At 70.9% G+C, this 17,425-nt stretch carries 18 protein-coding genes; 6 read left to right on the forward strand and 12 right to left on the reverse strand.

Annotation, left to right across the window (positions count from 1 at the left end; genetic code table 11):
- The first annotated feature begins 234 nt into the window (after window positions 1-234).
- The gene (locus ACFWRT_RS18095) at window positions 235-1,641 is read left to right on the forward strand and encodes a hypothetical protein (RefSeq protein ID WP_380949777.1); all 1,407 of its coding nucleotides are present in this window, start codon (window positions 235-237) and stop codon (window positions 1,639-1,641) included.
- Between the two features lie 115 nt (window positions 1,642-1,756).
- Window positions 1,757-2,005 carry a hypothetical protein gene (locus tag ACFWRT_RS18100; RefSeq protein ID WP_380949657.1) on the forward strand — a complete coding sequence of 83 codons (249 nt, stop codon included), beginning with the start codon at window positions 1,757-1,759 and terminating at the stop codon, window positions 2,003-2,005.
- A 120-nt stretch (window positions 2,006-2,125) separates the two neighbouring features.
- Here ACFWRT_RS18100 and ACFWRT_RS18105 read toward each other — a convergent pair whose 3' ends face one another.
- Both ACFWRT_RS18105 and ACFWRT_RS18110 read right to left on the reverse strand, forming a co-directional pair.
- Window positions 2,126-3,823 carry a SpoIIE family protein phosphatase gene (locus ACFWRT_RS18105; protein ID WP_380949776.1) on the reverse strand — a complete coding sequence of 566 codons (1,698 nt, stop codon included), beginning with the start codon at window positions 3,821-3,823 and terminating at the stop codon, window positions 2,126-2,128.
- Between the two features lie 206 nt (window positions 3,824-4,029).
- Window positions 4,030-4,776, reverse strand: coding sequence for a serine aminopeptidase domain-containing protein (locus ACFWRT_RS18110; protein ID WP_380949656.1), 747 nt, complete (start codon window positions 4,774-4,776; stop codon window positions 4,030-4,032).
- A gap of 169 nt (window positions 4,777-4,945) precedes the next feature.
- On the opposite strand from ACFWRT_RS18110, the gene ACFWRT_RS18115 reads away from it, so the two are divergent.
- The 3 genes from ACFWRT_RS18115 to ACFWRT_RS18125 all read left to right on the forward strand — a co-directional run bounded on the left by ACFWRT_RS18115 (window position 4,946) and on the right by ACFWRT_RS18125 (window position 7,725).
- Window positions 4,946-5,482 (forward strand): peroxiredoxin, encoded by a 537-nt coding sequence (locus ACFWRT_RS18115; RefSeq protein ID WP_380949655.1) that lies wholly within the window; start codon window positions 4,946-4,948, stop codon window positions 5,480-5,482.
- Window positions 5,483-5,586: 104 nt separating this feature from the next.
- Window positions 5,587-6,096 carry a hypothetical protein gene (locus ACFWRT_RS18120; RefSeq protein WP_380949654.1) on the forward strand — a complete coding sequence of 170 codons (510 nt, stop codon included), beginning with the start codon at window positions 5,587-5,589 and terminating at the stop codon, window positions 6,094-6,096.
- 162 nt (window positions 6,097-6,258) lie between these two features.
- Window positions 6,259-7,725, forward strand: coding sequence for an SPFH domain-containing protein (locus ACFWRT_RS18125; protein WP_380949653.1), 1,467 nt, complete (start codon window positions 6,259-6,261; stop codon window positions 7,723-7,725).
- A 141-nt stretch (window positions 7,726-7,866) separates the two neighbouring features.
- On the opposite strand, the gene ACFWRT_RS18130 is transcribed toward ACFWRT_RS18125, so the two are convergent.
- A complete protein-coding gene (locus ACFWRT_RS18130; protein ID WP_380949652.1) occupies window positions 7,867-9,045 on the reverse strand; it encodes a hypothetical protein in 1,179 nt (392 codons plus the stop codon).
- Window positions 9,046-9,313: 268 nt separating this feature from the next.
- Here ACFWRT_RS18130 and ACFWRT_RS18135 point away from each other — a divergent pair, with 268 nt between their 5' ends.
- Window positions 9,314-9,748, forward strand: a complete 435-nt coding sequence (locus tag ACFWRT_RS18135) for a pentapeptide repeat-containing protein (RefSeq protein ID WP_380949651.1) — start codon at window positions 9,314-9,316, stop codon at window positions 9,746-9,748.
- 461 nt (window positions 9,749-10,209) lie between these two features.
- Here ACFWRT_RS18135 and ACFWRT_RS18140 read toward each other — a convergent pair whose 3' ends face one another.
- The 9 genes from ACFWRT_RS18140 to ACFWRT_RS18180 all read right to left on the reverse strand — a co-directional run bounded on the left by ACFWRT_RS18140 (window position 10,210) and on the right by ACFWRT_RS18180 (window position 17,193).
- Entirely contained in the window at window positions 10,210-10,542 is a 333-nt protein-coding gene (locus ACFWRT_RS18140) for a hypothetical protein (RefSeq protein ID WP_380949650.1), read from the reverse strand.
- A gap of 143 nt (window positions 10,543-10,685) precedes the next feature.
- Window positions 10,686-11,009, reverse strand: coding sequence for a hypothetical protein (locus ACFWRT_RS18145; RefSeq protein ID WP_380949649.1), 324 nt, complete (start codon window positions 11,007-11,009; stop codon window positions 10,686-10,688).
- Window positions 11,006-11,371 (reverse strand): hypothetical protein, encoded by a 366-nt coding sequence (locus ACFWRT_RS18150; RefSeq protein WP_032756138.1) that lies wholly within the window; start codon window positions 11,369-11,371, stop codon window positions 11,006-11,008. The genes ACFWRT_RS18145 and ACFWRT_RS18150 overlap by 4 nt, the downstream gene beginning before the upstream one ends.
- A gap of 28 nt (window positions 11,372-11,399) precedes the next feature.
- Window positions 11,400-11,594 (reverse strand): type II toxin-antitoxin system Phd/YefM family antitoxin, encoded by a 195-nt coding sequence (locus tag ACFWRT_RS18155; protein ID WP_380949648.1) that lies wholly within the window; start codon window positions 11,592-11,594, stop codon window positions 11,400-11,402.
- 564 nt (window positions 11,595-12,158) lie between these two features.
- On the reverse strand, window positions 12,159-12,470 hold the full coding sequence (locus tag ACFWRT_RS18160; protein ID WP_380949647.1) for a MazG-like family protein: 312 nt from the start codon (window positions 12,468-12,470) through the stop codon (window positions 12,159-12,161).
- 26 nt (window positions 12,471-12,496) lie between these two features.
- On the reverse strand, window positions 12,497-13,819 hold the full coding sequence (locus ACFWRT_RS18165) for a UDP-glucose dehydrogenase family protein (protein ID WP_380949646.1): 1,323 nt from the start codon (window positions 13,817-13,819) through the stop codon (window positions 12,497-12,499).
- A 107-nt stretch (window positions 13,820-13,926) separates the two neighbouring features.
- On the reverse strand, window positions 13,927-15,159 hold the full coding sequence (locus tag ACFWRT_RS18170; protein ID WP_380949775.1) for an SIR2 family protein: 1,233 nt from the start codon (window positions 15,157-15,159) through the stop codon (window positions 13,927-13,929).
- A gap of 300 nt (window positions 15,160-15,459) precedes the next feature.
- Window positions 15,460-15,678 (reverse strand): hypothetical protein, encoded by a 219-nt coding sequence (locus ACFWRT_RS18175; RefSeq protein WP_380949645.1) that lies wholly within the window; start codon window positions 15,676-15,678, stop codon window positions 15,460-15,462.
- A gap of 282 nt (window positions 15,679-15,960) precedes the next feature.
- The gene (locus ACFWRT_RS18180) at window positions 15,961-17,193 is read right to left on the reverse strand and encodes a helix-turn-helix domain-containing protein (RefSeq protein ID WP_380949644.1); all 1,233 of its coding nucleotides are present in this window, start codon (window positions 17,191-17,193) and stop codon (window positions 15,961-15,963) included.
- Between the last annotated feature and the right edge of the window lie 232 nt (window positions 17,194-17,425).

Genomic DNA, 17,425 nt, shown 5'->3' on the forward strand with positions numbered 1-17,425 from the left:
ATGGCGGCCTGCGGACCCGGACGCCCGGACCCGCGTTCCGGCCCAAGCCCCACATCCGCACCGGACACACCGGGCGCGCGCCGGATCTGACGGTTCGGTGACGCGGCCCCGCCGTACCGCCGGAACGCGCCCCGGCGTGCATAGCGTGCCAGCGTGAAGACCGAACACACCTCCCTTACGGAAGCCGCCGAGGGTACGGGGCCGGGCTCCCCGGACGCCCCGGGCTCCCCGGACCTGCGGACGGCCGACCCCGAGAACGCCGACCGCCACCCCGCCCACCGACATGACCTGATCGCCGCCGGCGCGGGGGTCCTGCTCGTCACGGCCGCCGTCCTCATCGGCCACGCCGTCCAGAACCGGACCGGCACCCTCCAGGTCCGGTGGCCGCCCCTCCTGGCCTCCTGGGACCCCCACCTCGGCCCCGGCACCCCCGCCGCGCTGACCCTGGCCGTGCTCGTGATCGCGTACGGCCCCCCGCTCGCCGCCCGGCTGCCGTGGCGCGGGCTCCTCGCGGCGGCCTGGGCCGGGTCGACGGCCTGGGTCTTCTCGATGGCGCTGATCGACGGCTGGTACCGGGGCGTGGAGCGGCGCCTCACCACCAAGCACGAGTACCTGCGGGTCATCGACCGCTTCGACGACATCCCCGCCACCCTGCGCGACTTCACGAACCACATCGTGATCGGCGAGCCCGGCAACTGGCCCGCCCATGTCGCCGGCCACCCGCCGGGCGCGACGCTGACCTTCGTCTGGCTGGACCGGATCGGGCTCGGCGGGGGCGCGTGGGCCGCCGTCTGGTGTGTCGTCCTGGGCAGTTCGGCGGTGCTGGCCGCGCTCATCACCGTGCGCGTCCTGGCCGACGAGCGCCTGGCCCGGCGGGCGGCGCCCTTCCTCGTCCTCGCCCCGGCGGCCGTCTGGGCGGGCGTCTCGGCCGACGGGTACTTCGCCGCCGTCACCGCCTGGTCGGTGGCGCTGCTCGCGCTGGCGGCCACGCGCCGGGTCCGCTTCCCGGCCGTCGCGGCGGTGGGCGGGGGCCTGCTGTTCGGGTGGACCTGCTACCTCAGTTACGGGCTGGGGCTGATGGCGGCGGTCCTGCTCGCGGTCCTGGTGCTCGCCCGGACGGCCCGCCCGGTGGTCCCGTTCCTGCTCGGCGCGCTGGTGGTCCCGGTGGCCTTCACGCTCGCCGGCTTCAACTGGTGGACGGCGTACCACCTGCTGGTGGAGCGCTACTACCAGGGCGCGGGGGGCGTACGCCCGTACGCGTACTGGGTCTGGGCCAACCTCGCCTGCGCCGTCCTCGCGGCGGGCCTGGCGGCGGTCGCCGGAGTGCGCCGGAGCGCGTCGTACGCCCCCGGGGCCGTACGGGCGCTCCGTACGGGCGCCGGGGCGCCACGCGCGGGCGACACGGCACCGCTCGCGCCCGCCCAGCGGCTGGCGCTGCTCGTCGTGGCGACGCTGGTGGCGCTGCTCGCCGCCGACCTCTCCGGGATGAGCAAGGCGGAGACCGAGCGCATCTGGCAGCCGTTCCTGCTGTGGCTGCTGCCCGCAGCCGCCCTGCTGCCCGCCCGGACGGCCCGGTACTGGCTGGTCGCATCGGTGGTCCCGGCGCTGCTGATCAACCACCTGCTCTGGACGGGGTGGTGAGCGAGAGGGTGAACGGGTCCGTTTGCGGGGGCGCGGCGGACCCGGTTACGTGGAACGGGCGAGTCCGGAACACCCCGTACCGCACCCCGTACCGCACCTCGTGGAGGTACCTCCGATGGCGAAGAAGAACCGCTCCGCGCCCGCCAAGGGCCTGCGCGGCAGCAAGGTGGGGCTGGCGCTGAGCCTGGGCAGCAGCGCGCTCGCCGTCATCAGGGCGTCCAAGCAGGTGCGCCGGGCCAAGGGTTCGCACGACAAGCTGAACACCGCCGACGCGATGGCGGGGATGCTGCCGCTGATCACCTCGGCCGCCCTGATCCTGCGGCAGTTGCGCGGCCGGCGCCAGGAGCACCCGGAAACGGCGTAAGCGCCCCGATCACCCCAACGGCGTAACCACCGATCACCGAACGGCCCCTGCAGCCGGGCTGCTGCTCAGCCGCACGGCCTGCGGCTCAGCCGCGCGACCTACGGCTGAGCCGTCCGGCTCTCACGTCGGGTCGGGCCTCCGCAGCACCGGCGGCCCCTCCCGGATCCGGGAGGCCAGCACCGCGATGTCGTCCTCCGCGTCCCCGCCGAACCGGTCGAGCACCTGGTCGAGCAGGTCCTCCAGCGTCCCGGTGCGGGGCAGGGTGAGCGAGGCCAGCCGCCCCACGGAGACGTCGATGTCCTCGCCCCGGCGCTCCACCAGACCGTCGGTGTACATGAACAGCACCGTCCCCGGCCCGCACGGCACGGAGCTGGTCCGGTAGCCGCCGAACCCGGTACCCAGCGGCGGCCCGGACTCCACCGGGACGATGCGCGCCCCGGCCTCCCCCGGGTCGATGAACACCGGCGGCAGATGGCCCGCACTGGCCACCTCGCACACCCCGCCGAACCGGTCCACGACGGCGAGCAGGCAGGTCGCCGCCCGGTCGAGACCCGACCGCTCCACCATCTCGTCGAGCTGCTCCAGGATCAGGTGCGGCGGCAGGTCGTCGCCCGCCAGCAGCCGCAGCAGCGAGCGGTAGTGGCTCATCGCCACGGCCGCCTCCACGCCGTGACCCATCACGTCGCCCATGGCCTTGAGGTGGCGGCCGTCCCGCAGGGGTACGACGTCGAACCAGTCGCCGCCCACCAGGACGCCCCGCTCGGCCGGCAGGTACCGGGTGGCGATCTCCACGTGCGGGTGGGGGCCGCGGGGCTCGGCGAGCAGGGAGCCCTGGAGCTCCAGGGCGATGCTGTGCTCGCGGTCGTAGCGGCGGGCGTGGTCGAGGTCGACGGCGGCCCGGCCCGCGAGTTCCCGGGCGACGAGCACGTCCTGGTCGGTGAAGGCGGGCGAGCCCCCGGCCCGGATCAGGGTGAGCACGCCGATCTGGCGGCCCCGGGCGGTGAGCGGCACGACGAGCGCCTCGCGCAGGCCGAGCGCCTGGGATGCGGTGATCCGCTCCGAGGTGAAGGCGGAGCGGCCGCGCTCGTGGTCCTCCCAGTCGTCGAGGACCGGCTCGTTCTCGGCCAGGCAGCGGGTGACGGCGGAGTCCGCCGCGAAATCGACGTACTCCCCCGGGTGTCCGAACAGCTGCACCTGCTCGTCCAGCGGTCCGTCGCCCCGCAGCGCCGCCCGCCGCAGCCGCAGGACACCGGGCTCGGCACGGCGTACGGGGTGGCCCACCTCGGGCGGGAAGACGTCGACGGCCGCCACGTCGGCGAAGGCGGGCACGACGAACTCGGCGAGCTCCCGGCAGGTGGTGTCCATGTCGAGCGTGGTGCCGATCCGGACTGCGGCCGTGGAGAGCAGCGCCACATGGCCGCGGGCCTCTTCGAGCTCGGCCCGCTGCCGGGCGATGTCGCTGATCTCGACGACGATCACCATGAGCCCGCACACGTCCCCGCCCGTCTCAAGGCGGTGGTAGGTGGCGCGCCAGAACCGCGGTTCGGCGGAGGACGCGGCCCAGGTCCGGCCTCTGATCGTCTGCTCGCGGGGTTCGCCGTCGCGCAGGACTCCGCGCAGGACGGCGGCCTGGCCGCGGAGTTCGGGGAGCACCTCGGAGAAGGTGTGGCCGAGGTGGGCGCCGGCGCGGAGGCCGTTGAGCCGTTCGAGCGCGGGGTTGACGTAGGTGTAGCGGAGGTTCGCGTCGAGTACGGCGACTCCGGCGGGGTTGCCGTCCAGCAGGGCGGCCACGGTCGTGGGGTCGAAGGACGACGGCATACCGTCACCGCACGCTTCGGCTGCGCCCTGCAAGGGGTTCTCCTCCGCCGTAGATCGGCCTCCGGACCTCCATCGTGGGCGGCGGCCCCCGGCACCGCATCCGCAGCGCCGCCGGGTGCGTACTGCGCGTACTGCGCGTACCTGCGGGCAAAGGTCCCCGGGCCGGGCGGGCGCATGCGCGGGCGCAGCCCCCGGAGCGGAACGGGTCAGGAACTCGGCAGGAGCCCGGCCGGTCCCCGCTCGGCGCGCAGCCGGTCGAGATCGAGGGTGCCTTCGGCGGGCTGGGCGGTGGGCGGCAGACCGAGGGCCGCGGTGACGGGCTCCGGCAGACTGCCGGTTCCCAGCAACCCGGTGACCAGGGTGGTGGTGAGCCGGTGCCAGGCCGGGGCGCGGCGGATCATGGCGTGGTCGCCGCCCCGGACGGTGATCATGCAGGTACGGGCGCCGGCCCGGCGGGCCCGTGCGGTGAGGGACTGGGTGGCCTGGGGGCTGGTCATCCGGTCCCGGTTGCTGTGCACCAGGACGACGTCGCGCCCGGCGAGCTGGGTCACGGGGTCGCCCGGCGGGCACCAGGGAGCGAGGCCGACGACGCCGCGTACGAGGGGGTGCCCGGCGGCCAGGAGGGCGGCCCGGGCGCCCATGGAGTGGCCGAGGAGGACCACCGGCACGTCCCCGGCCTCCTCGCCGAGGGCGTCGAGCGCGGCCAGGGCGTCGCGGAGGGCGTCCGCGCGGGCCCCGTTCCACCCCCGGTGGACGTACCGCACCTGCCGTACGAGGACCTCCGTACCGCCGTCGTCGGACCGGGGCGCGCGGGTGGCCCGGCGCAGGGCGCGGACGAAGGGGCGCATGCGGACGCCGGGCAGGTTGAGGAGGCCCGGGGGCGGCGGCTCGGACCCGGTCTCGCGGCCCCCGTGCAGGACGAGAACCGCTGCCGAGGGCGATCGTCGGTCCACGCGTACCTCCAGGTCCGGGTGCGGGCGCCGATGCCCCCGCTCTCTTTCGTATTCGGTGCGGACCCGGTTCCGGATGGGGCCGAACGTGTCAACGGGCGGAAAGTGCCGTTCACTGTACGGGCACGCGCCCATCCATGTAGGTACCACGAACGCATAAGAAGGAGTCGTCATGGCGGCAGGACCTCCCCTCGGCACCCCGGCACCGGACTTCACGCTCCCGGGCGGTGTCCTGTCCGGCCCGTCCGTACCCGGGAACACCTCGGTGCCTGGCGACAGCTCCGTGCCCGGCGACACCTTCGAACGCGGTGACTACACCCTCTCCGCCGCCCGCGGCCGGGCCGTGGTGCTGGCCTTCTACCCCGGGGACAACACCAGCGTCTGCACGAAGCAGCTCTGCTCGTACTCCTCGGGCATGGAGACCTTCGAGGGGCTCGACGCGGAGGTCTGGGGCATCAGTCCACAGGGTGTGGACAGCCACGAGTCGTTCGCCCGGACCTACGGGCTCCGCATGCCGCTGCTGGCGGACGAGGGCCGCGAGATCGCCAAGGCGTACGGGGTCGCCGCCCCCGGCATCGGCGTACGGCGGGCGGTCTTCCTCATCGGCCCGGACGGCGTCCTGCGCTGGAAGCACGTCGCGCTGCTGGGCGCCACCTTCCAGTCCCTGTCCACCCTGGCCGATCAGTTGTCCGGCATCAAAACCGCGTAAAGATTGCCGGAATCCGGCAGTGTCAGGAACCGGCCACCTATGGGATCATCCACCCAGTTCGACGGAAATATCTCGGGGGAAGTCGAAGAACAGGGAGTGATCACGTGACCTTCTTTCTCGGTCTCGGCATTGCGGGAATCATCCTGCTGGCCCTTTCCCTCATCTTCGGCGGCGTCCTCGAAGGGATGCTCGACGGCGTGCTCGACGGGCTCTTCGACGGACTGCTCTCGCTCCCGGTGATCGCCGGCTTCATCTCGATGCTCGGCTTCGGCGGGGCGATCGTGCTCGGCACCACGGGCGCCGGGCCGTTCGTAGCCACCGTCGCCGGCGTCGCGGCCGGTGTGGTCGCGGCCTGGCTGACCTGGAAGTTCAGCCAGGCCCTGATGCGCGACCAGACCTCCTCCACGCCGCGCGGCGGCGACCTCGTCGGCACGTCCGGGACGGTCGTGACGGCCATCCCGGCCGAGGGCTACGGCGAGGTGATGCTGCGACTGGCGGGCCAGCCCGTCAAGTACGCGGCCAAATGCCCGACGCCGGTCGTGCGGGGCACGGAGATCTGGGTGGAGGCGGAGCTGTCGACGACGTCGGTGGCGGTCCGCCCGGTGGAGCGCTGACCACGCGACCGGGCACCGCACTCCACCCACCGCGACCTGAGCACCACCACCTCATCCACCGCCTCACCCACCAACTCACCCGCACCCCACCAGCACCCCATCAGCACCTGGCACCACAACAATCTGCCGTCCCCCACCCGGGAGGCAGGGGGGACACCTTCCATGAGTCCAGTAGCTCTCGCCGTCATCGGCATCGTCGTACTTCTCGTCCTGCTCGGCCTGGTAGTCATCACGCGCTACAAGGTCGCCGGGCCCAGCGAGGCCTTCATCATCACCGGCCGCCGCGGCAAGAAGTCGACCGATCCGGTCACCGGCCTCGTCAGCGTCGACAACAGCGGCCAGAAGGTCGTCGTCGGTGGCGGCGTCTTCGTCGTGCCGTTCGTCCAGCAGAAGTTCACGCTGGACCTCTCCAGCCGGCACATCCCGATCGCCGTCCGCGGCGCGGTCACCCTGCGCGGCGTGAAGTCGAACCTCGAAGGCGTCGCGATCGTCAAGGTCGGGGGTGGCGAGGACGCGATCCGTGCCGCCGCCCAGCGCTTCCTCCAGCAGCAGAACGGCATCGTCGGCTTCACCCAGGAAGTGCTCTCCGGCGCGCTCCGCGCGATCGTCGGCCGTATGTCGGTCGAGGACATCATCCGCGACCGGGCCGCGTTCGCCGGGCAGGTGGCGGAGGAGGCCGAGGCCAGCCTCTCCGGCCAGGGCCTGATCCTGGACGCCTTCCAGATCCAGGACATCACCACCGAGGGCTCCTACCTGGAGGACCTCGGCCGTCCGGAGGCCGCCCGCGCCAAGCAGGAGGCGGACATCGCCGAGGCGATCGCCAAGCGCGCCTCGGAGCAGGCCCGGCTGAAGGCGGCCGAGGAGATCGCCATCGCCGAGCGGACGTACTACCTGAAGCAGGCCGAGATCAAGGCCGAGACCGAGGCGGCCGCCGCCAAGGCCAACGCCGCCGGCCCGCTCGCCGAGGCGGCCCGCCAGCAGGAAGTGCTCGCCGAGCAGGAGAAGGTGGCCGAGCGCCAGGCGGCGCTGACCGACCGCGAGCTGGACACCAAGGTCCGTAAGCCCGCCGACGCCGCCCGCTACCAGGCCGAGCAGGAGGCGGAGGCCCGCCGCATCGCCCAGGTCAAGGAGGCCGAGGCGGACGCGGAGCGCTCGCGCCTGACCGGTCAGGGTGAGAAGCTCCACCGTTCAGCGCTGGCCGACGCGGTGCGCATCGAGGGTGAGGCCGAGGCCGCGTCGATCGCCGCGAAGGGTGCGGCGGAGGCGGAGGCCATGCAGAAGAAGGCCGACGCGTTCGCGCAGTACGGCGACGCGGCCGTCCTCCAGATGCTGGTGGAGGTGCTCCCGCAGGTCGTCGCTAAGGCCTCCGAGCCGCTGAGCGCCATCGACAAGATGACGGTCATCTCGACGGACGGCGCCAGCCAGTTGGCCCGTACGGTCACCGACAACGTCTCGCAGGGCATGGAGCTGCTCAGCTCCACGACGGGCGTGGACGTCGCCCAGTTGCTCCAGAACCTCAAGAGCCGCACGGCCACCCCGGCTCCGCAGACCGCCACGTCAGCTCCCGCACCGCGGAAGAGCGAGCAGGACAAGGCGGCCGACAAGGACCGGATCGAGGTCACGGACTGACGCTCGACGGACTTGGCGCCTTCCCGCACCAGCTCCGCCCCCCACTTGTGCCCGGCGACGTAGACCCGTTACGTCACCGGGCACAGGCACGTCCGCCCTGTCGCCCCCCGAGACGGAAATCGGCCAAGTGCGCGGCGGCCCCTACTGCCCGGCAACACCCTCCGTTACGGCGGCGGTTGCGGTTGCGGCAGCGGCCGCGAGCCGCGACCGCCACCCGTCCGGACCCCGCCCGGCCTCCACGGCCTTGGCGGCGTCCTCAGCAAGATCAACCCCGAGATCGGCGGCCCGCCGCTCGGCCCACCGCGCCCAGGCGGCAGCCTGCTGGCAGTCGGGACACAGGGTCGCCCCGCCATAAGCCCGGAAGACATGCTCGTTGCCGGGCCCCTCACAGGTCACGAGCGGAGCGACGACCACAGGCGGAGGCGGCGACTGCGCGGGGGCAGGCTCAGCCGCGGGGTCCGGCGCAGGGGAGACGGCGGGCGCGGGGGCAGGCTCAGGCACCGGCACGTCTACGGACGCGGGCTCGGGCTCGGGCGCGGGCTCGGGCTCGGGCGCGGGCTCGGGCGCTTCGGGCATCTTCTGCACGAGCCGATGCCGCAGGAACCCCACAGCGGACCGCACCCGCCCCGACGGCAGCCCACTGCTCAGCACCTGCCGAAGCTCCGCCCCGGACACCCCGCGCCGCAACCACTCCACAGCCAGCGCCACCAGCGAACGCGCCTCGGCGACACCGAGCCGCAGATCACGCCGACACTCCCGAAGGGACAGCAACACCCGCTCGACCTGGGCCTCTTCAGGCGAAAGCTCCTCCAGCACGACTTCACCGCCGGGCGCTTGGGTGGGTGGGCGGAAGAAGTTCTCCCCCAGTTCTTCGTCTACCGGTAGTTGATGACCGACGGTCCGAGACCTCGGCTGACCGACGGTCGGAAACTGCGCAGTCGGAGCCGCGTCGATTCCCCCACCGGCCTCGACACCGCCCCCGACACCGGCCTCCCGCCACACCGCAAGAGCATCGGCATCGCTCAACGGCACGTTGGAGAAGAGCTGATGGGTAGCCCACAGCCCTCGGGCCCCGGGCGCCTTCCGCTCATGCACGAACCCGTTCACGACCAACTGCTCCTTGGCCGCCTGGTACCGCCGCCCCTTGATCCCGACCTCACGAGCGTGCTCGGAGAGAGCGCGCTCACCCGGCTCCCCCTCGGGCAACCCCTGAACGTAAGAGATCAAAACCTTCGCGTCGCTGTTCAGACGCGGATGACGCATGACGTCGTGAGAGACCTTCGTGTAGCGCCGAACAGGCGCGGTAGCATGCCAAAGCATCCCGGTGGACCTTCTCTTCCACTAGTTGGGTGAAGGCCCTCGGTTAGGTGCTGTTACACCACCGGGGGCCGCCCCATGCGTACGCACAGAGCGTGATGACACGATCACCGTACAGCAGGCAAAAGCACGTCGGCGCCCAGACCGCCCTGAGACGGCCCCAAGTCCCCCTACAGGGGCACAAGATCACCCCACACAGGCCTGTCTGTTGAACGGTCAATTTGACGAAATCTCGACGCCGCCCCCCACCCCGGCTGAGACGCTGCTCTCCATGACCACGCCACTGACCGCCCGCCAACGCCTTTCCGAGCTCCACCGCTACGCGGCCGTTAGCGGCGAGGACTTCACCGCCCAGAACCTCGCATCAACACGCACCAACCAACTCCGCTTCGCCCGCTGCTCCTTCGCCGGCGCGGACCTCCGCTACGCCACCCTGGAAGGCTGCTGGTTCAAGTTCTGCGACTTCACCGGCGCCGACCTCCGCGGAGCCTCCCTACGCGGCGCAGTCCTGGCCGGCTGCAACCTCCGCGACGCCGACCTCCGCGAAACGGACCTGACAGGCGCCAGACTGAGCAGCGTCAACACAGGCATCCCCCGCCTGGGCCCCACAGACATCACCGGCGCCCGCTTCGAGGGAACAACCCTCCGCAACGTCCAAGCCGACGCGGTGATCGGCTGGCCCCCAGGGCCGGTGCGGAGCGAGTAGCCCTGGCATACGGCCTCCCTGCCGCCCTGGAGCAGAACCCCACCCCTCCTGTCGAACATCAGCGGCGAACTGAACCCCTAGCTGCCCCGACTGCCCAGTTCCGTAGAAGGTGTACGCCTTCTCCCTCGACGAGGCCCCCCGGCCCGCCTGAACAACACCGCGTCTGGCACGGTCGCTCATTGTTCCAGACGCGGCGTGAAAGGGGGCAGGCTCAGCCGACCGGATTCGAACCGGCGTCCTCGCGATTTTGGAGACCGCGCGCGACCACCCCTGCGCTACGGCTTCGCCCGCTGCGATCTTAGGCCCGCCACGCATCAGGACGGGCCGGTACGTCGCCCCTTCTGTTCCGTAGCTCTATGTGGAGCGGTCGCTGAGAAACAACAGGTGGTCCGCAGGCCTCGCAGAGGTGCTGCTGGGCGCGCTCGGCCGCTATAGTTGCGGTACTTCGCTGCTGCACCGCATCACAGGTCCACTCGGGACTCCGATTCGCGGGATCCCCGCCGCAATACGACGTTGGCCGGCCTGAAGGGCAGGCTCCGCAGGGTCGGTTCCATGATCTTGAAGAGAGCTCCGGCGTCCGCTCCATATGCATACAGCACGGCTTCGCCTCCGCCGAACTCGTTTCCGTCGACCTCGCCGACTCCCGCCGCCTCGACGGCGGCAGTCATGACCCGCTCCGCGTCGTAGATGGCCTCACGCTCCGCAGGCGACCCGTATTGGTCGTCGCTCAGGCGGTAGTGAGCCACGACGGCTTGCTGGCGCTCTGGTTCGGGGAGATCAAACAGCGTGTCCATGAACGCACACTCCCACCTCGCTCTGACATCAGGCTCTGAGCTTGGGCATAAGCGATTCTTTGGGTTGCTGGAAGGGGTCTGAGCTGCGCTTTCCCGCGAGGGAGCTTGAATTGTCATGACCGCTGGGAGCCGTGGCGCGGACGTCAGGCCCAGAAGGCTTCGGTGACGATGATCTGGGGGTCGGCGTGGCGCCGCATGAAGGTGTAGATGAGCCAGCCGCGTCCGCCGGCCAGGTCCACGATGTGGGGGCCGCCGGGGCTTGTAGAGGCCAGAGGTCGGACGGTCATCCAGTGCGGGAGCGAGGCATCGGCGTCGATTCCCCGGAAGTACGGGTCTTCGGCCGTGATCAGTTCCGCACGGGCGCTCATGATCAGGTCACTGCCTTCGGCGGGCATGTTCTGGAAGTCGTGCTGCGCCTGCTTCGTCCAGTCCATCTGCCAGGGCGGCCGGAGTGGTTCGTCGATCACTCTCCGGGCTTCCTCTCGGCGGCTTCGTGCCGGAGGCGGCTGTATTCCTCCAGAAGCCGGATGGACTCCTCGGGGTCCTCGGACTTGGCGGCGCGGGCTTCGAGGTCGCGAAGGTGCGAGTCGAGGACGGGATTCCGGGCGATGGCGTACTGCGTCCACCACAGGCGCATGAAGGCGGGCACGGGCGTGATGTTGAAGGCGTCGCCGATGACGCGCTTCCAGTGAGCCTCGAAGTCCGGGAGGAGGTGCGGAGCGTGTTCCTGAATGGCCAACCGGAGTGCTTGGGGCGTGCGTTCGGGCATGGGAGGCAACCGCAGGGGTTCCCCCTCGTACCCATCGAAGTGGAGTGCGTGGGCGGGCATGGTTCGTGCTCCTTGGTATGGAGGTGGGTCAGGCCGCCTCGGGTCGGTCCTCGTGCGACTCGTGCCCGCGGGTCATCTGCTCGAACCACTCGGCCGGCACCAGGTAGGCGACCGTCTTTCCCTTGCGGGTGATGGCGGCGGCCTCGCCGGCGATCCGGGTCCGGTCCAGGATCTCGCCCATCCCCTTGCGCAGGTCGATGGTTGTGCACGTCTTCGTCTCCATATGCTGAAGCATATAGCAACTATCATAGTTAGCATACTTGCTCGTGGGGTGGGGGGCGGCCGGAAGAAGCCGACGGGCACGTCGAGCGCAGAGCAGGCGCGGGGCGTCTGTTCGGGCTTATGGCAACAAAGAAGCCCCCGGCAGCTGGCCTGGGGGGTGACGAGAATCAAACTCGCGCTCCGAGCTTGGGAATCACGGGCTGCTAACTCTTCATCTACTGGCTGAGCAGGTAGGAAGCCGCTGCTGGGGGGCCGGAATTTGAACGAGTGCCCCCTGGTCTTGCTCGACGCGGGACCCGAACCGGGGAGGTGGCTAAAGCCGTGGGAGCCGACCGCCCCAGCAACAGAGGGGTTCTCCCCACCGTGGTGCTCGCTCCAGCCGCGCGACCGGCGTAGCCGGGGAGCGCGCGGCGAGCGGAGCGAGCCGCCTTGATGGAGTAGGAAAAGTTCAACCGCGCTGGGATCAGGTGCCTACCGCAGCTTGTGTGTCGGACGTGGCCGCCGCCCGCGTGCAACCGGAGCGGTCGACGGCCACGTCCGGAGGCCGTCAGGCCGTAGCAGCGGCCTAGCGGCCCCTTCGCGTCCGCCGGTGGATGATCTCGTCGAAGGTGGCGCGGGCGCCCGTGGGGTCGATGTAGTGCATGGCCAGGAGGGCAGCGATGACGGAGCCGACCAGGTCGTTCTGGACCTCGGACCAGGTGTGCTCGTCTCCGCAGGTGGTGAGGCCCTTCAGGCCGTGGAGGGCGTGCATCGCCTCGCCGGCTTCCTCGGCGACCTTGCCGATCTGGAGGGCTTTGAGTTCCTCGTCGGGGAGGTGGGTGCCGGCCGCTCGGCAGACGGCGGAGAGCTTCTCGATGTTGTCCCACAGGGTGTCCACGTCGGACCTCCGGTCGATGGGTTCGGCTATTCCTGTGCGGGTCGTCCGAGCTGGCGTACGGTCCATCCGGCCATGCGCCAGGCGTCGGCGTCGATGAGGTTGCGGAGGTCGACGAGGACCTGGTCCGCGACCAGTGGGGCGAGGGCCTTGGGATCCGCCTCACGGAAGTGGGGCCATTCTGTGGCCAGGACGATCAGCTCGGCTGCCGCGAGGGAGTCTTCGAGGGTTTCGCAGTAGTCGAGTTCGGGGTGGCGGCGCAGTGCCGTGGGCACGGCGTGCGGGTCGTGGACGGTGACGGTCGCGCCGCGCTGGTGCATGAGCGCGGCGATCGCCAGGGCCGGGGATTCGCGGACGTCGTCGGTACCGGCCTTGAACGAAGCGCCCCAGACGGTGATACGTACGCCGTCGACGGGGCGGCCGAGCGTCTGCTCGATGAGCCTCAGCGCGGCGGTGGGGCGGGATTCGTTGACCTCCTCCGCCGCGCGCAGCATGGTCGCTGCCTCGGCGGCGCCCAGGGCGCGGGCGGAGGCGGTGAAGGCGCGGACGTCCTTCGGGAGGCAGCCGCCGCCGTAGCCGGGGCCGGCGTTGAGGCCGCCGCGGCCGATGCGGGGGTCCAGGCCGATGGCCTCGGTGAGCTGCTGGACGTCGGCTCCGGCGGCGGTGCACATGTCGGCGACGCCGTTGATGAAGGAGATCTTCATGCCGAGGTAGGCGTTGGCGGCGCCCTTGATGAGTTCGGCGGTGGCGGGGTCGGTCACGAACAGCGGGATGCCGTTCGCCAGGAGGGGTGCGTAGACCTCGCGTACCGCGTCCTCCGCGCGGGCCGAGGGGACGCCCACGACGATGCGGTCGGGGCGCAGGGTGTCGTCGATGGCGTGGCCCTCGCGCAGGAACTCGGGGTTCCAGACAACCTCCACGTCCTCGCCGGCCGGGGAGAGCCGGGCAAGGAGGGCACCGAGGTCGCGGGAGGTGCCGACGGTGACCGTGGACTTGCCGACGATGACGGTCGGGCGGATCAGGTGTGGGGCGAGGGCGCGGGCGGCGCCGAAGACCTGCCCGGTGTCGTAGCTCCGCCCGTCCGCGTCGATCGGCGTGCCCACGGCCAGGAAGTGAATGTCGGCGAACTCGGCCGCCTCTGCGAGGCTGGTGGTGAACCGCAGGCGTCCAGTGGCGGTATGGGTGCTGAGGAGTTCCGGCAGGCCGTCCTCGTAGATGGGGCACTCACCGGCGTTGAGGCGGTCGATCTTCGCCTGGTCCAGGTCCACGCCGATGACCTCGTGGCCGATCTCGGCCATGGCAGCGGCGTGGGGAATGCCCAGGTGACCACAGCCGATGACGGATACGCGCATGGGGCGGCGCTCCTTTCCTTGCCTCGGGCCGGCCTGGGGGATTCCGGGCCGGCCGGGTGCGTCACGCTAGCGTCAGCACCCGGCGTGGCCCCTTCTGTGCAGGTGGATCAACCAGCCTTCTGTTTCAGTAGGTTGACGAGGGCGGGCAGTGCCTCGGCGGCGGTCGCCCGGCACACCAGGTCACCGTCCTGGGGGCCTTCCAGCGGATACGGCATGAACTGGCCGTCGCGCCAGAAGCCCTCCGGGTCCAGGTAGACGACCTGCATGCCCCGAGCGCGGGCGCGTGCCTGGACCTTGCGTCGGTCGGCATGCAGGCCGACGACGAGGAGGGCCTTGGCGCCGTCCACCCACTCGACATCGGGTACGGCCTGGTCGTACCGGCGCATGAAGCACTCGTCGAGCCCGGCGCGCGCCGCGAGGACATCGAAATTGTTGGTGATGACCGGGCCGACGAGGTGCCCGGCGTCCGCCAATTCCTTCAGCGCCCACATGGCCGGGGTCGGTTCGGCCAGGAAGCAGGCGCGGAACATCTCCACGAACTCCGAAGTCTTCTCCTCCGGCTCCGTCAGCACCTCGTGGAGGAGCGTGTCCGCTGTCGGGGAGAGGGTGAAGCGGTGCTCCCGAGGCTCGTGGCCCTGGCGGTCGGTGACCCGGTAGATCTCGTGGAGCCGGTGCAGGGGCGGGATACCCGCCTCGACCGACGTACCGCAGCCGATCTCCACCTGGAACGGCAGCAGGTCCGCGAGGACGGACAGGTCCGGGACGCGGGTCGGCGTACCGGGGCGGTCCTTGCACCGGACTCCGGTGGAGAGGACGCTCCACGGCAGTTGCCGGACAGCGGGCGGCGGGACGTAGGAGACCGAGGCGATCTGTACGTCCAGGTTCCGGTAGCCAGCGGGGAGGGTGCGGCCCGCAGCCGCGTCCTGGGGGTGGGCGTCGTGCTCGGTGATCCGGCACTTCAGATCCCGACGTGTCCACAAGAATCCACCGGGAGCCTCCTTCCAACCGCCGGTGGCGAGCGAGTCCCACAGGGCGTCGTGGTGCGCGTCGATCTCGTCCGCAGGAGCGGCAGCGGAGTGGTAGAGGTACAGGTCGGTCAGGCCGATGGCCGGTGCGGCGGTGGTGGGGACCAGGCCGTACCGGTACCGGTAGTGGATGATCCGCCGCCGGGCGTCGTCGGCAGCCGTCCAGCCGCTCTGTTCGGCCGTGGCCCTCTCCTGCGTACGGCGCCAGATGCCTTCCTCCATGTAGCGGGGTCGGTCGGCGTCGCCGAAGTAGGTCTTCCAGACCTGCTGCTGGTCGGCGGTGAGCTGGTCGATGACGATGTACGGGATGTCCACGATCCCTCCCTGGAGAATCACGCCTGGATGTTCCGGGTGCATGGCAGGCTCCGCTGGCCGGGGGCGTCGGCGAACGGCCCGGACAGCGGGGCGGAGTCAGTGGTCGGAGGGCGGGCTCGCGTCCGGCGTGATGGCGGCGGGCTGGTGACCGAGGCCTTTGAGGAGCGGGGCGGCCTGCTCACACAGTGCCCAGGCCGGGCCCACCTGGCCGGCGACGGCCAGAATCGTGAGCGCGATGCCTCCGCCTTCGGGGCGTACGGAGCGCGGCGCGGCCTTTCGCGCGGCACCGCCGGGCCCCGGTCAGGGGGTGCCGCCGAGGGCACGTTCGTGTGCGTCGACGAGGCGGCTGGTCTGCTGGTGCAACCACTCCACCTCGACCGAGGTGAGGATGAGTGCGCCATCGAGGATCGAGCCGTCGTCCAAGTGGAACTTGACGGGAATTGATCCCTGCCGGGCGCGCGGGTCGTAGACCGCGTCCCCTCCGGCCGAGAGTGTGGCGTGGGTGGCCTTCACCGGCACGGGACTGAGCGTCGTCCCGTCGGCGGGCGCGGACCACGGGGCCCCGCCCCCGGGCGACGCAGGTGGTACGTCGTAGCGGAGCCCTCACCGGGGACGGCGACCACGACCCCGACGCGGCCATCGCGAGCGTTGTCCGTGGCGAGGTCGCCGAGCCGGGGCACGAAGGGGGCTGCTGTGCCTAACCCGGCCCCCTGAGAGGGGACATGGGAAGAACGTTGTCGCGTCATGCCACGAAGTTAGGGACAGGGCGGTCCTCGAATATGAGCCGGAGGAATACGGCCCCTATCCGTCCAGGTGGAAGCGGTCGGACATGTGCCGCAGCTTTTCCCTTGTAGCTGCTCGTTCGGCGTAGACGATGCTGCGGAGCGTTGAACGGGCGATGGGGTGGTTACGTACGAGCTGGGGTGCGATCCGCTCAGCCGTCTCCAGCGCGGTGAGGGCCTTTGCCCGGTTCCCGTCCCACAGCCAGGCCCGCGCGACGTCCATGTGGTGGTGTCCCTGACGGGAGTTGGGCAGTGCCCCGACCAAGCTCGGGCTGGTTCGGCGGTTTATCTCCAGAGCTTTGCCTTGCTTGCCCATTTCCAGGGCCACGCTGATCGCGTGGATCTGCACGTTCCCGGCGGAGAACGTCAGCGAATGCCGGTCGTACACCGGTGCCCCTACGTACGCGTCCATGCGTTTCGCCGCGTCCTTCGCGTGCCCGATCCGGTCCTCCGCTTCCGATGGGCGGTTGGCCCGAGCAGCGGAGATGGCCGCCCGAAGCTGAAGCGTGCCCCAAGCCCGTACGGCCAGCGGATCACCATGTTCGTACGGCTGTTGCAACGAGGCGATCGCCTTGTCCGAGAGGGTCAGAGCGTCGGCCCAGTCAGCCGTCGCCCACATGTCCCAGACGCGCATCCAGTCGGCGACGGCAGGCAGCACCGGATCTCCCGACAACCTGGCAGACCACGCGGCCCGTTCGCACGCCATGGCCACCAGCTCCGGGTGCCCGAGGGCGTGCGCGGCGGTGTGCGCGAACTTGCAGCACACGGCGTAAATGGCGTACGCCTCTTCCCGCTCGTGCCCGTCCGACTCCTCCGCCAGAGCGCGCGCCTCCCGGAACAGGTCCGGGAGAACTCGGAGAATCGCGACGTTGGAGGCGGTGTCCCGCAGGCGGTGCAGCCGGGTCACCTCACGCCATAGCTGTGACGCCGGTCGCGGAACCCCGTCGAAGACGGGAACGAGGTCGTAGCGACGCAGCTCGCGCAGAATCGACGAGGCGGCGATCTGCTGCCACTGACTGTCGTCGGGGGAGCTGCTGTACGGGCGTCCGATCAGGTCGTTCGGATGGACGTGCAGCTCTGCGGCCACCTGGTTGAGCAGCCCGACCCGGTCCAGCTCGATCAGTCCACGCTCCATCTTCGACACCCAGCCCTGCGACTTCCCGAGAGCCGTCGCCAGGTCGGCCTGCGGCATGCCCAGCCGCAGCCTCGCCCTGCGAGCGCGCTTGCCGATCTCCTCGGCTTCCTCCAGCATCAGGACACCTCCCGGCCGCCGGACGATCCGGCGCGACCGCCGGTCCGTCCGTACAGAGTTCGTCTCCTGCACGGTACCCATGAGGCGGCGTTCGCGTGAGAAGAGCTGCCGGGGCAGGGAGTGCCACAGCCGTGTTCTGCCGCTGGGTGTCGAGCCCTTCTCCGTTGCTGCCGGGTGACAGCGGATCATGTGGATGAGGAACACCACCACGTCGTATCTCGCTGGAGGACGC

It is taken from the genome of Streptomyces cyaneofuscatus, from assembly GCF_042718795.1.
Taxonomy (GTDB): domain Bacteria; phylum Actinomycetota; class Actinomycetes; order Streptomycetales; family Streptomycetaceae; genus Streptomyces; species Streptomyces cyaneofuscatus_A.

Bases quoted from the DNA above. Each gene is read 5' to 3' on its own strand.
- ACFWRT_RS18100 (WP_380949657.1), top strand. From the start codon at position 1,757: ATGGCGAAGAAGAACCGCTCCGCGCCCGCCAAGGGCCTGCGCGGCAGC.
- ACFWRT_RS18105 (WP_380949776.1), bottom strand. From the start codon at position 3,823: ATGCCGTCGTCCTTCGACCCCACGACCGTGGCCGCCCTGCTGGACGGC.
- ACFWRT_RS18115 (WP_380949655.1), top strand. From the start codon at position 4,946: ATGGCGGCAGGACCTCCCCTCGGCACCCCGGCACCGGACTTCACGCTC.
- ACFWRT_RS18125 (WP_380949653.1), top strand. From the start codon at position 6,259: ATGAGTCCAGTAGCTCTCGCCGTCATCGGCATCGTCGTACTTCTCGTC.
- ACFWRT_RS18130 (WP_380949652.1), bottom strand. From the start codon at position 9,045: ATGCTTTGGCATGCTACCGCGCCTGTTCGGCGCTACACGAAGGTCTCT.
- ACFWRT_RS18135 (WP_380949651.1), top strand. From the start codon at position 9,314: ATGACCACGCCACTGACCGCCCGCCAACGCCTTTCCGAGCTCCACCGC.
- ACFWRT_RS18140 (WP_380949650.1), bottom strand. From the start codon at position 10,542: ATGGACACGCTGTTTGATCTCCCCGAACCAGAGCGCCAGCAAGCCGTC.
- ACFWRT_RS18150 (WP_032756138.1), bottom strand. From the start codon at position 11,371: ATGCCCGCCCACGCACTCCACTTCGATGGGTACGAGGGGGAACCCCTG.
- ACFWRT_RS18155 (WP_380949648.1), bottom strand. From the start codon at position 11,594: ATGGAGACGAAGACGTGCACAACCATCGACCTGCGCAAGGGGATGGGC.
- ACFWRT_RS18165 (WP_380949646.1), bottom strand. From the start codon at position 13,819: ATGCGCGTATCCGTCATCGGCTGTGGTCACCTGGGCATTCCCCACGCC.
- ACFWRT_RS18180 (WP_380949644.1), bottom strand. From the start codon at position 17,193: ATGCTGGAGGAAGCCGAGGAGATCGGCAAGCGCGCTCGCAGGGCGAGG.